The sequence below is a fragment of the Kribbella sp. NPDC049227 genome, from assembly GCF_043197265.1.
Taxonomy (GTDB): domain Bacteria; phylum Actinomycetota; class Actinomycetes; order Propionibacteriales; family Kribbellaceae; genus Kribbella.
The window spans coordinates 825,355-839,217 of record NZ_JBICST010000001.1; the positions used below are offsets into that span (position 1 = coordinate 825,355).

At 67.3% G+C, this 13,863-nt stretch carries 14 protein-coding genes; 2 read left to right on the plus strand and 12 right to left on the minus strand.

The genetic code is table 11. The features are described 5' to 3' along the window. Positions 1-259: 259 nt before the first annotated feature. The 11 genes from ACGFH6_RS04165 to ACGFH6_RS04215 are packed head-to-tail and all read right to left on the minus strand — an operon-like array spanning position 260 to position 11,148. Positions 260-1,033: a hypothetical protein gene (locus ACGFH6_RS04165; protein ID WP_393380308.1), complete on the minus strand. Its 774-nt coding sequence runs from the start codon at positions 1,031-1,033 to the stop codon at positions 260-262. Next, entirely contained in the window at positions 1,033-1,533 is a 501-nt protein-coding gene (locus tag ACGFH6_RS04170) for a hypothetical protein (protein WP_393380310.1), read from the minus strand. The genes ACGFH6_RS04165 and ACGFH6_RS04170 overlap by 1 nt, the downstream gene beginning before the upstream one ends. After that, positions 1,530-2,819, minus strand: coding sequence for an MCE family protein (locus ACGFH6_RS04175; protein ID WP_393380312.1), 1,290 nt, complete (start codon positions 2,817-2,819; stop codon positions 1,530-1,532). Before ACGFH6_RS04175 ends, ACGFH6_RS04170 begins: the two co-directional genes overlap by 4 nt. After that, entirely contained in the window at positions 2,816-4,054 is a 1,239-nt protein-coding gene (locus tag ACGFH6_RS04180; RefSeq protein ID WP_393380313.1) for an MCE family protein, read from the minus strand. The genes ACGFH6_RS04175 and ACGFH6_RS04180 overlap by 4 nt, the downstream gene beginning before the upstream one ends. After that, on the minus strand, positions 4,051-5,235 hold the full coding sequence (locus ACGFH6_RS04185; RefSeq protein WP_393380315.1) for an MCE family protein: 1,185 nt from the start codon (positions 5,233-5,235) through the stop codon (positions 4,051-4,053). Before ACGFH6_RS04185 ends, ACGFH6_RS04180 begins: the two co-directional genes overlap by 4 nt. Beyond that, positions 5,235-6,248 (minus strand): MCE family protein, encoded by a 1,014-nt coding sequence (locus tag ACGFH6_RS04190; protein ID WP_393380316.1) that lies wholly within the window; start codon positions 6,246-6,248, stop codon positions 5,235-5,237. The genes ACGFH6_RS04185 and ACGFH6_RS04190 overlap by 1 nt, the downstream gene beginning before the upstream one ends. Further along, positions 6,245-7,279 (minus strand): MCE family protein, encoded by a 1,035-nt coding sequence (locus ACGFH6_RS04195; RefSeq protein ID WP_393380318.1) that lies wholly within the window; start codon positions 7,277-7,279, stop codon positions 6,245-6,247. Before ACGFH6_RS04195 ends, ACGFH6_RS04190 begins: the two co-directional genes overlap by 4 nt. Then, positions 7,276-8,592 (minus strand): MCE family protein, encoded by a 1,317-nt coding sequence (locus ACGFH6_RS04200; protein ID WP_393380320.1) that lies wholly within the window; start codon positions 8,590-8,592, stop codon positions 7,276-7,278. The genes ACGFH6_RS04195 and ACGFH6_RS04200 overlap by 4 nt, the downstream gene beginning before the upstream one ends. 4 nt (positions 8,593-8,596) lie before the next feature. Further along, positions 8,597-9,427: an MlaE family ABC transporter permease gene (locus tag ACGFH6_RS04205; RefSeq protein WP_393380322.1), complete on the minus strand. Its 831-nt coding sequence runs from the start codon at positions 9,425-9,427 to the stop codon at positions 8,597-8,599. Positions 9,428-9,430: 3 nt separating this feature from the next. Beyond that, on the minus strand, positions 9,431-10,204 hold the full coding sequence (locus ACGFH6_RS04210) for an ABC transporter permease (RefSeq protein ID WP_131361050.1): 774 nt from the start codon (positions 10,202-10,204) through the stop codon (positions 9,431-9,433). Beyond that, entirely contained in the window at positions 10,201-11,148 is a 948-nt protein-coding gene (locus ACGFH6_RS04215; RefSeq protein WP_393380324.1) for an ABC transporter ATP-binding protein, read from the minus strand. Before ACGFH6_RS04215 ends, ACGFH6_RS04210 begins: the two co-directional genes overlap by 4 nt. Positions 11,149-11,446: 298 nt before the next feature. Between ACGFH6_RS04215 and ACGFH6_RS04220 the strand changes: the two genes are divergently transcribed. Together ACGFH6_RS04220 and ACGFH6_RS04225 are read left to right on the plus strand one after the other, a co-directional pair. Then, positions 11,447-12,910 carry a PhoX family protein gene (locus ACGFH6_RS04220; RefSeq protein ID WP_393380326.1) on the plus strand — a complete coding sequence of 488 codons (1,464 nt, stop codon included), beginning with the start codon at positions 11,447-11,449 and terminating at the stop codon, positions 12,908-12,910. Next, positions 12,889-13,422, plus strand: a complete 534-nt coding sequence (locus ACGFH6_RS04225; RefSeq protein WP_393380328.1) for a phosphatase PAP2 family protein — start codon at positions 12,889-12,891, stop codon at positions 13,420-13,422. The genes ACGFH6_RS04220 and ACGFH6_RS04225 overlap by 22 nt, the downstream gene beginning before the upstream one ends. Before the next feature lie 47 nt (positions 13,423-13,469). On the opposite strand, the gene rplL is transcribed toward ACGFH6_RS04225, so the two are convergent. Continuing rightward, on the minus strand, positions 13,470-13,859 hold the full coding sequence (rplL, locus tag ACGFH6_RS04230) for a 50S ribosomal protein L7/L12 (protein ID WP_360446709.1): 390 nt from the start codon (positions 13,857-13,859) through the stop codon (positions 13,470-13,472). Between the last annotated feature and the right edge of the window lie 4 nt (positions 13,860-13,863).

The following is a 13,863-nucleotide window of genomic DNA, read 5'->3' on the forward strand; positions in this document are numbered from 1 at the left end:
GTCCTTCCACGGGCTCGCAGAAATCACTTCGGTGCTGGGAGCGCACGCCGAACCGCCCTAGTCAAGTCGAGACCCGAACCAGGGTGGAGGTTAAAGGCAGCGCAAAGCACAAGATTACATGATCCAGGCAAGCCTGTCCAATGGGGTCCAACACTATGCCGTCGGACCACCCTTTCCGTCAAGGACCGACCCGGTGTCTCCAGCGAGTAGATCACCCGCGAGACCTCCGGCGCCCTCCTGGTGCGGAGTCACAAAGAGACTACAGTCCGGCGATCTCCTGGACCAGCCATCGGCCGTCCTTTCGGACCATCGTGAACCTCGTCCGGTTGAGGTCGACCCGGGGACTACCCTTCGTGATCGTGCTGGTGGTGGTCTGGTTCACGAAGATGATCAGCGTGACCCGGTCGGCGTTCCCGTCACGGACCCCGACCTCGCGGACGTCGGCCTTGACCGTCGCCTTGGTCTTGGTGGCCAGTTCGCCGGCCACCTTCGCGGTCTCGTCGAACTTGGCGGCGAAGTCCGGGGTCATCGTCGACCGGGCCGCGGCGAAGCTCTTGTCCAGGTCGCGGTAGTCGTAGCTGAGCGCGGTCTCGGCCGCCTTCCGCCCGGCCGCGGCCGCCTGGTCCCGGGCATCCTCGGCCTGCTTGCCCTGCCACGCCTTGATCCCGAGCACCGCCCCGACGGTCAGCACGAGTACGACGACCACCGCCAGCACCACGGACAGCACCACGGACAGGCCGCGCTTGCCGGAGGTCACCTGATCCTGGACGCCCTGGTCGCTGTGCTGCTCGGCCGGCTCGCCCGCCTCCGGGTCCAGGACGGTCAGCTTGAAGGCCTCGTCGTCACTCCAGGTAGCCGGTTCGTCGTCATCGGCGACCCGGACGGAGACCTCGGCCTGGTCCGATGTGGCGGGGCTCACACCCTCGGCGGCCGCTTCGGTGTCGTTCGTTGTCAGTTCGCCCGCGGCGGGCGCCGTACCTGGGGTACGGCGCTGGCCCGCGATCCGGGGGCGGTTGCGGGAACGGTCCGGCATCAGCCCACCACCTGGAGGTCGGCGGTCAGCCAGTGGTCGCTGTCGCGCACCATGTCCAGCTTGATCCGGTAGCGGCGCTCCACGCCCTGGGTGGAGGCGGTGTTGGTGACGACCGCGTTGACGATCACCAGCACCTGGGCGGAGTCCTTGTCGTTCGAGACCACCGCGGCCTCCTTCACGTCACCCTTGGAGGTCGCCTTGTTGGTCAGCACCTCGGCCTTCACCGAGTCGGTGCCGGCCTGGAACTCCTGTTTGAACTGACCGGTGGAGTCGTCCAGCACCCGCTTCGCGTCGGCGTCCCAGGTCTTGTAGTCGTACGTCGTGAAGTCGAGCGCCAGCTGCCGGGCGGCCTTCATCGCGCCATCGCGCTGCGAGTCGTCGGCCCGCTGCTTCTGCAGTGCGATCACCGACAGCGTCGTACCCGCCAGCGCCACCACGAGCAGAACGCTCAGCGCCCACGCCAGAATCAGAGGTCCCCGCCGGGACTTACCAGAAGTCACTTGCCGGTCACCGGTCCAAGGATGAGTGCTTTCCAGGAGTCGCTGCCGAGCAGCTCTTCCTGCCCACCGGTCGAGCCGAGGACGATCTCCGGCATTCCGCCGGAGCCGCCGGCGGCGCCGGTGGTCGGGTCGTAGCCGATGCCGTAGCCGGTCCGGTTCCGGTCGCCGCGGGTCGACGGGCTCGGCTTGTTCTGCGCGCCGCGGACGTTCACGTCCGTGGAGGGCTTCGCGGTGCAACCCGCCTTGTTGTTGGCCGGGGTGTTGGTGAGATCCTGCGGGACCCGCTTGTTGGTGCTGCCGTACCCGGCCCGGCAGGCGGGCGGGTCGAAGCCGAGCACCAGGCCGAAGTGCGCGTCGTAGTGCCCATCGCTGTTCTTCGCCGGTACGACGTACCCGCCCATCGACACCGCCGGGTACACCACCAGCAGTTGCTCGACGGCGTCGAGCCGGACCGCGGTCATCTCGCTCACCGTCAGCAGGTTACCGAGCAGCACCGCGATGTCCGCCCGGTTGTCCTGGATCAGCCCGGTGACCTGCTGCGACGCGAGCGAGCCCTGGTCGATCACCTGGCGCAGGTCCGCGTCCGAGCTCACCAGGGTGTCGGACAGCAGCGCGAGATTCTTCGCCCAGGTCTTGATCGCGTCGCCGCTGGCGACCTGGGTGGCCAGCACGGTGTCGCCGTCGTTGATCAGCTTGATCGTCTGCAGGATGTTCGCGTCCGCGTCGTCGATCAGCGTGCCGGAGCTGTCGATGATCCGCTGCAGGTCGGTGCCGCGGCCCTTCAGCGCCGCGCCGAGCTCGCGGACCGTGGTCTGCAGGCTCTTCTTGTCGACCGAGTTGACCAGCTGGTCCAGGTTCAGCAGCAGTTCGGTGGTGTCGATCGGGATCGCGGTGTCCGCGCGGGCGATCTTGGAGTTGTCGCGCAGGTACGGACCACCGTCGCGCCGCGGCTGCAGGTCGACGTACTGCTCGCCGATCGCGGACCGGTTCGCGACCACCGCGAGCAGGTCGCTGGGGATCTTCGCCTTCTTCTCGATGTCGAGGTTCACCTCGACGCCGTCGGACAGCAGCTTGAGTTCGCCGACCCGGCCGACCGGCTGGCCGCGGTACGTCACCTCGGCGCCGGTGAAGATGCCGCCGGACTCGGCGAAGCTGGCGCTGACCGTGTAGTCCTCGTCGAAGAACAGCTTGTCCACCTGGGCGTACTTCGCGCCCACGAAGGCGACACCGACGACGGTGATCAGCAGGAACACCATCAGCTGGATCCGGACCGCTCTGGTGATCACTTCGCCACCCCCGGCATCAGCGCCCGGGCCAGGTCGGGATCGAGCCCGGGCCGGTTCAGCTTCGGCGTACAGACCGGCAGGCCGAGCAGCGTGATGCAGCTCGTCGCCGTCCCGGTCGGGACCGGAAGCGCCGGCAGGCCGTTGCCCTGCGGGTTGGTCGAGTTGTGCAGCGGGATGCTCAGACCGGGCAACGGGATCGACGCGGGCCCTCCGGTCGGCAGCTTGAGACCCAGCAGGCCTTGCAGTGCCTTCTGCGTGTTCACGTCCAGCGTGATCCCGAGGTTGGTGAAGTCACCGCCGACCGCCTTGGCCGCGCCGTCCGGGAACGGGTAGGTGAACAGCAGCTCGAGCGACTTCGGCAGGTCCTCCCCCGCCTGGGCCAGCTTGGTCAGGATCGGGTACAGCGACTGCAGGTTCGCGACCAGGTCCTTCTGGGACGCGGTGATCACCCGCGTCGCCGTGTTCCCCAGTGTCGCCAGGGCCTGCAGCGTCTTGACCAAGGCGGCCCGCTGCTTGTCCAGCGTCGCGATCGACTTCGGCAGCGAGTCGATCGCGGTGGCCAACGTGGCCTTCTGGGCGTTCAGCTTCTTGGCGAGCGCGTCGACCGCGGTGATCGCGGTGACGATCCGCTGCTTGTTCTGGTCCAGGGTCCCGACGAAGGTGTTCAGCTGGGTCAGCACGCTGCGGATGGCCGGCTCGTTGCCGGTCAGCGCCTTGTTCAACTCCTGGGTGATGATCTGCAGCTGGGCCACACCGCTGCCGTTCAGCAGCAGCGACAGCGCCGACAGGACTTCCTCGACCTCGACGTTGCTGGTGGTCCGCGACAGCGGGATGAGCTCGCCGTTCTCCAGCTTCCCGCGCGGCTTCTCCGACCCGGTCGGCGGAGCGAGCGAGACGAACTTCTCGCCCAGCAGGCTGGTCTGCCGGATCGTCGCCCGCGCGTTGTCCGGCAGGTCGAGGCTCTTCGGCAGCTTCAGCCGGACCTTCGCGACGTACCCGTCCAGCCAGACCTTCTCGACCGTGCCGACGGTGACGTCGTCCACCTTCACCGACGACTTCGGCACCAGGTCCAGGACGTCGGCGAACTCGACCGTCACGGTGTACGACGGTCCCTTGATCTTCGCGCCACCGGGCAGCGGCAGCGAGTACACGCTGAAGTCGCACCCGGTCAGCACCATGGCCAGGCCGAGCACTCCGGCGACGATCTTCGTACGGCGTCTGATCCGGGGTCTCATCGGACCAGCCCCCCGAGAGTCGGGTCGACCGGGTCCGGGCTCGACAGCTTCGGGGCCGGCGCCGGCGCCCATGGCGTACCGGCCGGGCCGCCGCTCGGCGGAGCGCCGGTTATCTGGCTCAGCAGCGGTAGCTTCGGCAGCGCGTCGAAGACCGGCTTCAGCGCGGAGCAGGTCGACAGCGGCTGGTTGGCCTGCAGCAGCAGGGAACAGATGAACGTCGCCGGGTCGTCCAGCTGGGCCAGGTTGATCCGCTGGTCCAGCGTGCCGAACTGCGGGTTGTAGATCCGGGCCAGGTTGCCCAGGCCGAGCGGGGCCGTGTCGAGGACCTCGGCCAGCGCGGCCTTCTCCTTGACCAGGATCTGCGACAGGTCGGTCGCGCCGGAGACCGTGGTCTTCACCAGCGTCCGGTTGTCCTTCACGAACGTCGCGACCTCGCCGAGTGCGGTCGCCAGCAGCGACAGCGACGCGGCCAGGTCCTTCCGCTCGCCGGCCAGGGTGGTCGAGGTGGCCGCGAAGTTGGTGTTGAACTGCTTCACCAACTGGTCGTTCGCGGCGAGTGCGGACACGAACGTCTGCAACTGCCGGATGGTCGAGAACAGGCTCTGCGAATTGCTCGCCAGCGTCCCGGTCAGCTTGGACACGTCGGTGATCGTCTGGTTCAGCTTCGCGCCCTGGCCGTTGAGGTTCTGCGCGGACACGTCCAGGAGCCGGGACAGCGCGCCCTGGTCGTTCGCGCCCTTCGGCCCGAGGGCGACGGACAGGTCATTCAGGCTCTGGTAGATCTGGTCCAGCTCCAGCGGTACGGCGGTGCGGTCCATCGGGATCTCGGCACCATCGGCCATCACGTCACCCTTGGCGTACACCGGGGTGAGCTGGAGGTACCGGTCGGCCACGATCGACGGCGCGGCGATCACCGCCTTGGCGTTGGCCGGCACCTTGTGCTCGGCCTCCCACCAGAACTTCACCCGGACCGATCGCCCGGCAGGGGTGACGCTCTCCACCTCACCGACCTTGATCCCGAGGATCCGTACGTCGGAGCCGGGGTACACCGACACAGCGCGCGGGAAGTACGCCGTCGCGGACACTCGATCGGCCTTTGGCCACAGCGAGATGACCGTGACCGTGACGATCACCAGGACGACCGCCATCGCGACCAGGCGGGACAGTGACGCGAGCTTCATCAGCCGCCACCTCCCAGGATCGGTGGCAGGCCGGGCGGCATGACGTTCGGCACCGGGATCTCCGGCACCGGGACCAGGTTCTGCACGTAGGTGTCGAACCACGGACCCGTGCCCAGGGTGTTCGTGAACAGCTTGACGAACGGCGCCAGCCCGCGGATGCTCGCGTCCAGGTCGTTCTGGTTCCTCAGCAGCGTGGCCAGCACCGCGTTCACCTTCTGCAGCGTGGGTGTGAGGTCCTTGCGGTTCTCCCGGACCAGCGCGGTGATCTGCGCGGACAGCTTCTGCGTCGAGACCAGCAACTGGTGGATCAGTGCCCGCCGGGCCTGCACGGCCTGGAAGACCGAGTTGCCGTCCTTCAGCAGCTTGATCAGCTGCTGGTTGCGGTCGGCAAGGACCTTGGTGACCACGTTCGAGTGCTGCAGCAGCAGCTTCAGCTGCTCGTCCCGCTTGGCGACGTTCTGAGACAGCCGGGACAGGCCGGTCAGCGACGCCTGCACCTCGTCGGGCGTGTTCTTGAACGTCGCCGACAGCGTGTCCAGGGCCTTGGCCAGCTGCGTGGTGTCGATCCGCTCGGTCGTGTTCGCGAGATCCGTGAACGCGTCCACCACGTCGTACGCCGAGACCGTGCGGTCCAGCGGGATCTCGGATCCGGCCTTCAGCTCGCCCTTGCCGGCCGGGTTCAGCTTCAGGTACTTCTGGCCGAGCAGGGTCTTGATCTTCATCTCGGCCCCGGTCTGGTCACCGAGCTTGACGCCCTTGTCCACCACGAAGTCGACTCGCACGTGCGTGCCCTCGAGCTCGACCTTGCGCACCTGCCCGACGCGGACGCCGGCGACCCGGATCTCGTCGTTCGGCTTCAGGCCACCGGCCTCGGAGAACTGCGCGGAGTACTTCGTCCCGCCACCGATCAGCGGCAGGTCCTGCGCCTTGAACGCGGCCAGCATGATCAGCCCGATCACGGTCAGGCCGATCACGCCGACGGTCACCTGGTTCTGCTCACGGAACGGCTTCACGGCTTCGTGCACCTCGCCGAGTTGTTGTCGTAGGCAACGGGGATGCGGGTCCCGGTCGGCAGGGTGACGTTGCCGTCGAAGTTGCACAGGTAGAAGTTGAACCAGGAGCCGTACGACGCGGTCCGGGTCATCGTGTTCAGCTTCCCCGGCATGTTCTGCAGCGTTTTGACCCAGATCGCCTGGGTGTCGTCCAGGGTGGTGGCGACCGCGCGGATCTTGTCCAGGTCCGCCTTGATCGGCACCCGGGTCTGCTGCAGCAGGCCGGCCGTCTTGGTGTTCAGCGAGTTGATCGAACCGAGCGAGTTCAGGATCGGGTTGATGTCCTGGCTCAGCCCGGTGATGAACTGCTGCAGGTTCACCAGCAACTGGGAGAAGTTCTGCTGCCGCTGGGAGACGATCTGCAGCGTCGAGGTCAGGTTGGTGATCAGGTCACCGATCACCTGGTCCGCGTCGGCCAGCGTGGTGGTCAGCGACGCCGTCTTGGCCAGCAGCGACTCGATCGTGCCGCCCTCGCCCTGCAGCACCTTGATCACCTCGAACGCGAACTGGTTCACGTCCGCCGGCGTGAGCGCGGTGAACAGCGGCTTGAACCCGTTGAACAGCACCGACAGGTCCAGCGCCGGAGCCGTGCGCTCCTTCGGGATGACGCCGTTCTTCTTCATCCGGTCGCCACCACCGACGCCGTCGGTGAGCGCGATGTAGCGGTTGCCGACCAGGTTCCGGTAGCGCAGCGTCGCGTGCGTCGAGGCGTCGAGGATCTGGTCGGAGTCGACGCTGAAGGTCACCATCGCCAGGGTGTCCTGGTACAGCGCGATCTTGTCGACCTGCCCGACCTTCACGCCGGCGATCCGGATGTCGTCACCCTTGTTCAGCCCGACCGCGTCGGTGAACACGGCGCGGTACTTCGTCGTCGCGTTGAACGTGATGTTCCCGATCGTCACGGCGAGCAGCGCGGTCGCGACCGTCGTCACGACCACGAAGATCGCCAGCCGCACGGTGTCGATCGAGGTCTTCTTGTCGAGGATCTTCATTTCAGATTCACCTGCCCTCCCCGGAGGAGAGGGCCGACCATCAGGGTGGTCAGATCGGGTACGTCGGTGGCCGGGACGCCCATCGCGGGGCCGACGACCGAGTCGATCACCTGCTGCTCGGCCGGCGTACCGACGCCGCCGGTGTCCAGGTCGAAGCCCGGCACCGCCCGGTTCAGCTGCAGGTTGAGCGGGAAGCGCTGGTTCTTGTTGTGGTCGCCGATCACACCGTCGTCACCGGTGATGTACGGCGCGGGGTTCTGCTGGGTGTACGGACCCGGCTTCGCACCGGGGTGACTGTAGTTCTTGCCGACACAGGTCGGCCCACGGTGGTCCTTGTACGCCGGGAGTTCGTTCGGGGCGTACGGCGTCGGCTGGTTGGTGATCAGTTCGAGGTTGATGTTCAGCCGGCCGTCGCGGAACGTGTCGTTCAGGATCGGGGCGGTCTCGGTCATCACCTTGAGGAAGCACGGCACCTCGGGCGAGTACCGCTCCAGCAGATCGAGCACCGGCCGGCTCACCTCGCCGAGCCGGATCACCTTGTCCTCGTTCTGCTTCAGGAACGTGTTCGTGGTCGAGGACAGGCCCTGCACGTCGACGAAGAACTTCTGCAGCTGCGCCTGCTTCTCCACCACCGTGTTGCCGGTGACGGTCAGGTTGCGCAGCGCCCGGACCAGGTCCGGCGTGGCGTCGCCGTACAGCTCGGAGACCTGGGTGAGCTTGGTCAGCGCATCCATCAGCTTCGGGACGTTCGGGTTCAGCTTCTTCAGGTAGCCGTCCAGCTGGGTCAGCGTGCCGCCGATCTCGGCGCCGCGACCCTCCAGCGCGGTGGCCAGTGTGTTCAGCGTGGCGTTCAGGTCGGCCGGGTCGACCGCCTGCAGCAGCGGCAACGCGTCGTTCAGCACCTTCTCGATCTCGATGCCGACCGCGGTCTTGTCCCGGGAGATCACGTCCCCGGCCCGGATGTGGCGACCCTCGGAGCCCTCCGGCGGCACCAGGGCGACGTACTTCTCACCGAACAGCGTCTTCGGCAGGATCCGGGCGCTGACCGCGCTCGAGATCTCGCCGATCTGGTCCGGCTTGAGCGACAGGTTCACCGTCGCCTCGTCGCCGTCGGTGGAGACGCTGCGGACCTCGCCGACGATGATGCCGCGCAGCTTCACGTCGGCGTGCTCGTTCAGCTGCAGGCCGATGTGGCTGGTCTTCAGTTCGACGTCGACCGTCTTGGTGAAGACCTTGGCGTAGAACGCGTACGTCAACCAGAGCAGGAAACACAGCACGCCGATGAAGGCGACCCCCAGGACTCGTCTCGTCATGCCGTCACCCCGCCAGCCTGACGGTGGTCGTCGTACCCCAGATCGCCATCGAGAGCAGCAGGTCGACGACGTTGATGACGACGATGGAGGTCCGGACCGCACGGCCGACCGCGACGCCCACACCGGCGGGACCGCCGGTCGCGTGGTAGCCGTGGTAGCAGTGCACCAGGATTACGAGGACGGAGAACACCAGCACCTTGCCGAACGACCACAACACATCGCCGGGTGGCAGGAAGAGATGGAAGTAGTGGTCGTACGTGCCCGTACTCTGCCCGTAGAACGTGGTCACGGTGAGCCGGGTGGCGAAGTACGACGCGAGCAGGCCGACGACGTACAGCGGGATGACCGCGACCAGGCCGGCGATGATCCGGGTGGTGACCAGGAACGGCAGCGACGGGATCGCCATCACCTCGAGGGCGTCGATCTCCTCGCTGATCCGCATTGCGCCCAACTGCGCGGTGAAGCCGCAGCCGACGGTCGCGGCCAGCGCGATCCCGGCGATCAGCGGGCCGATCTCACGGGTGTTGATGTACGCGCTGACGAATCCGGCGAAGGCCGACGTACCGATCTGGTTCAGCGCGGAGTAGCCCTGCAGGCCGACCTCGGTGCCGGTGAAGAAGGCGAGGAACGTGATCACGCCGACGGTGCCGCCGATCACCGCGAGGGCGCCGGTGCCCAGCGTGACCTCGGCCAGCAGCCGGAGGATCTCCTTGCGGTACCGGGTGATCGACTTGCCCGACCAGGCCAGCGCCTTGAGGTAGAACGAGAGCTGCTCGCCCAGCCGGTCGAGCGAGTGCAGCGGCTTCTTCACCAGCGTGTCGACGAGGGCTGACATTCTTCAGGCCCCCTTCGGCGGAACGAGCTGGAAGTAGATCGCGGTCATCGAGAAGTTCGCGACGAACAGCAGCATGAACGTGATCACGACCGACTGGTTCACCGCGTCGCCGACTCCCTTCGGCCCGCCGCCCGCGTTCACTCCCTTGTACGACGCCACGACCGCGGCGATGAATCCGAAGACCAGTGCCTTCGCCTGCCCCTGCCACAGGTCGGGCAGGTGAGCCAGCGCGGTGAACGAGGCTATATAACTGCCTGGTGTGCCGTCCTGCAGGACGACGTTGAAGACGTAGCCGCCCATCACGCCGACCACGCTGACGAAACCGTTCAGGAAGAACGCGACCAGCATCGTCGCCAGCACCCGCGGCACCACCAGCCGCTGGATCGGGTCGATGCCGAGCACCATCATCGCGTCCAGTTCCTCGCGGATCTTCCGCGAGCCCAGGTCCGCGCAGATCGCCGAACCGCCGGCGCCGGCGATCAGCAGCGCGGTCGCGATCGGCGACGCCTCCCGGACCACGGCCAGTACGGCGGCCGACCCGGTGAAGGCCTGCGCGCCGAACTGCTTGATCAGCCCGCCGACCTGCAAGGCGATCACCGCACCGAACGGGATCGCGACCAGGGCGGTCGGGATGATCGTCACACTGGCGACGAACCACGCCTGCTGAAGGAACTCCCTCAACTGGAACGGCCGCCGCACTGAGGCGCGGGCAGTGTCGAGAGCGAAGGAGAACAGCGAACCGGCGTGCTTCAGCGGGGCGGTCGCGGAAACAGTCACGTCGCGCCCACCCTTGAATCCGCGAACGAACCCGGTGGCGGGGTGACGCCGTTCTCCTGGCACCACTCGCCCGGCGGGCGCTGCGTGGCCCGGAGCATGCCGCTGCTCGGCAGCTGCTGGATCGGGATCGGCGGCAGCGGGGGCAGCTCCTGGCCGGCCTCGGCGGCCAGCTCGTCGGCGTCCTTCTCCTCGGACATGCCGATCGGGCCGATCATCTGCGCGTTCAGGAACTGCCGGATGACCGGCTCCTCGCTGGACAGCAGCATCTCGCGCGGTCCGAACATGGCCAGATGCCGGTGGTACAGCATGCCGATGTTGTCGGGCACCGTCCGCGCGGTGTTGACGTCGTGGGTGACGATCAGGAACGTCGCGCCGAAGGCCTCGTTCAGGTCGATCATCACCTGGTTCAGGAACGACGTACGGACCGGGTCCAGACCGGAGTCCGGCTCGTCGACCAGCAGGATCTCGGGGTCCAGCACCAGCGCGCGGGCCAGGCCGGCCCGCTTGCGCATCCCGCCGGAGATCTCGCCGGGCAGCTTCTTCTCCGCGCCGACGAGGCCGACCATCTCCATCTTCTCCATCACGATGGAGCGGATCTCGGACTCGGACTTCTTGGTGTGCTCGCGGAGCGGGAAGGCGACGTTGTCGTACAGATTCATCGAGCCGAACATCGCGCCGTCCTGGAACAGCACGCCGAACAGGCGGCGGATCTCGTACAGCTCGCGCTCGCTGCAGGTCGCGATGTCGGTGCCCTCGATGTAGATGTGGCCCCTGTCCGGCTTGAGCAGACCGATCAGCGTCTTGAGGAACACCGACTTGCCGGTGCCGGACGGGCCGAGCATGACGCAGATCTCGCCGGCGGGCAGCGTCAGGGACACGTCGCCCCAGATCAGCTGGTTTCCGAAGGACTTGGTGAGACCTTCGACGCGGACTTCTACGCCCACCGGTCCTCCTCACGGGATGTCTGTCAGGCCCCGAACCGACGAGTTTCTGCCCGGTCCAACGAGGCACGGTTGCCTAGGTTACGCACGAGTACGGTTTTCCGTAACCCCCGCATGTCAAGCGACGGTGACCGCTTGGTCACGCTCCGGTCACGCCGATCACGGTGCGTCGATCGGCCGACACGGAGTGCTGATAGGCACACGGCACCGGCGATCTTAGCGGCTGCCTGAGGTCTGTCCCGACCGCGACCCGAAAGTTAGCGTCGATCAAAGGTTCCGCACGCCATGGAGGGGACGACGGATGAGCATCGAACGACGAACATTCCTCAAGGGCAGCGCGGCCGTCGCGGGCGGTGTGTTCGCGGCCGGGCCGTTCCAGGGATTCGTGGCCCAGCAGGCGGTCGCGTCGCCGCGGAGCGGTGCGCCGTTCCGGGCGCTGCGGGCGATTCCGGATCAGCGCGACGGCAAGGTCCGGCTGCATCTGCCGGAGGGCTTCAACTACCGGTCCTTCCACGACACGGAGTTCCCGGTCGTGCTGACCGACGGAACGGACCTGCCTGGACGGCACGACGGCATGGGCGCGTTCACCCGGCGCAACGGCAACATCGTGCTGGTCCGCAACCACGAGCTGAACAACCCCGGTACGCCGTTCGGTCCGGGGACGCCGTACGACGCGATGGCACAAGGCGGGACGACGACGATCGAGGTGACGCGGTTCGGCGAGGTGGTCGACGCCTACACCAGCCTGAACGGCACGATGATGAACTGCAGCGGCGGAATCATGCCGTGGGGCAGCTGGATCACCTGTGAGGAAACGGTGAACGGGCCCGACGTCGGACCCGACTTCACCGGCGCGCCGAACGTGGCGCTGACCAAACCGCACGGTTTCGTCTTCGAGGTCCCGGCCCGCGGCCAGTCCGAGCGCGAGCCGATCACCCACGCCGGCCGCTTCGCGCACGAGGCCGTCTCGTTCGATCCCAGGGACGGGTTCCTCTACCTGACCGAGGACAACTTCGCGTTCCCGTCCGGGTTCTTCCGCTATCGCCCACCGCGGAACCCGATGAAACACGGGCGGATCGAGGACGGCGGCCGGTTGCAGATGCTGGCCGTCAAAGGCCGTCCGAACCTCAACCTGGCCGCCGAGCAGCCGCGGCGGGCGACGTACGACGTCACCTGGGTCGACATCGACGACCCGGCCCCGGCGTTCCCGTACACACCAGGGCAGACCGCGCCGACGACGAACGACCAGGCGCTCGTGTACGTCGGCGACCAGGGCCGCGCGCAGGGAGCGGCGTACTTCTCCCGGCTGGAAGGACAGGTGTACGACGACAACGTCGTGTACTTCTGCTCGACGCAGGGTGGTGGCGCCGCGGAGACCGGGCCGGATCCGGTCGGTGGATACGGCAACGGGTTCGGCCAGATCTGGGCTTACCACACCCGGGCGCGGAAGCTGCAGCTGATCTACCAGTCGCCGAACCGGGCGACGCTGGACTTCCCGGACAACGTGACGACCAGCAAGCGCGGAACCCTGGTGGTCTGCGAGGACAACACCGAGGACAACTACCTGCGTGGCCTGTCGCGGGGCGGCCAGCTGTTCGACATCGCGCTGAACCGGCTGACCAGCAGCACCGGGGTGGACCGCTCCGGCGACGAGTTCGCCGGCTCCACCTTCAGCCCCGATGGCCACACGCTGTTCGTCAACATCCAGGCCAGCCGCGGCATGTCCTTCGCCATCTGGGGCCCATGGCACCGGATCGGAGTCTGACGGTCTTCGAAGAAGATCTCCTGCTCTGGGTCCACGACGACGCGACGGTTGCCCGGATTGTCAGCGACCTGACCGAACTGGAACGACTCGCAACCGTCGCAGTCGTCGTCCTGGTTGTACTGCTGGCGCTCCGCCGGTCGACGGACGCGATGTTCTTCGTGGCCGGGGTCGGCGTCGTGTGGGCGGTGAATCCGCTGCTGAAGCAGCTCGTCGGGCGGTCGCGACCAGACCTCTGGCCGTTGCCACCGGAAGTGTCGGAGTACAGCTTCCCGAGTGGTCACGCGGCGAACACCGCGGCTCTGGTCGGTGCGCTGGTGCTGATCCTGTACCCGCGACCGGCCGCAGTTCTGCTGGGAGCGGCTGTCCTACTGGCGGTCGGATGGTCGCAGTTGGCCCTCGGACGGCACTATCCGACCGATGTACTCGCCGCGTGGGTCTGGGCACTGGCGTGGCTCTGGGCGCTGAGCCGGGTCGGGGCGCTCCGGAACGTGACGAAGGGCGGTCCTGGGTAGGACCGCCCTTCGGCGTACTGCTTGGTGTGCGGCTGAGGCCGCACAGGTCACTTCAGGGTGACGGTGGCGCCGGCGCCCTCGAGGGCCTCCTTGGCCTTCTCCGCGGCAGCCTTGTCGACCTTCTCCAGGATCGGCTTCGGAGCCGCCTCGACGAGGTCCTTGGCCTCCTTCAGACCAAGGCTGGTGAGACCGCGCACCTCCTTGATGACCTGGATCTTCTTGTCGCCGGCGCTCTCGAGAACGACGTCGAACTCGTCCTGCTCCGCGGCCTCCTCGGCAGCGGCCGCCGGGGCACCCGGAGCAGCGGCGGCAACGGCGACCGGAGCAGCGGCGGTCACGCCGAACTCCTCCTCGAACGCCTTAACGAACTCCGAGAGCTCCAGCAGGGTCAGTTCCTTGAACTGGCCGAGCAGCTCTTCGGTGCTGAGCTTCGCCATGGTG

What these genes read in the sequence shown, in the direction of transcription:
- rplL (WP_360446709.1), bottom strand. Translation starts at nt 13,859, where the DNA reads ATGGCGAAGCTCAGCACCGAAGAGCTGCTCGGCCAGTTCAAGGAACTG.
- ACGFH6_RS04195 (WP_393380318.1), bottom strand. Translation starts at nt 7,279, where the DNA reads ATGAAGATCCTCGACAAGAAGACCTCGATCGACACCGTGCGGCTGGCG.
- ACGFH6_RS04205 (WP_393380322.1), bottom strand. Translation starts at nt 9,427, where the DNA reads ATGTCAGCCCTCGTCGACACGCTGGTGAAGAAGCCGCTGCACTCGCTC.
- ACGFH6_RS04220 (WP_393380326.1), top strand. Translation starts at nt 11,447, where the DNA reads ATGAGCATCGAACGACGAACATTCCTCAAGGGCAGCGCGGCCGTCGCG.
- ACGFH6_RS04165 (WP_393380308.1), bottom strand. Translation starts at nt 1,033, where the DNA reads ATGCCGGACCGTTCCCGCAACCGCCCCCGGATCGCGGGCCAGCGCCGT.
- ACGFH6_RS04180 (WP_393380313.1), bottom strand. Translation starts at nt 4,054, where the DNA reads ATGAGACCCCGGATCAGACGCCGTACGAAGATCGTCGCCGGAGTGCTC.
- ACGFH6_RS04185 (WP_393380315.1), bottom strand. Translation starts at nt 5,235, where the DNA reads ATGAAGCTCGCGTCACTGTCCCGCCTGGTCGCGATGGCGGTCGTCCTG.
- ACGFH6_RS04200 (WP_393380320.1), bottom strand. Translation starts at nt 8,592, where the DNA reads ATGACGAGACGAGTCCTGGGGGTCGCCTTCATCGGCGTGCTGTGTTTC.
- ACGFH6_RS04225 (WP_393380328.1), top strand. Translation starts at nt 12,889, where the DNA reads ATGGCACCGGATCGGAGTCTGACGGTCTTCGAAGAAGATCTCCTGCTC.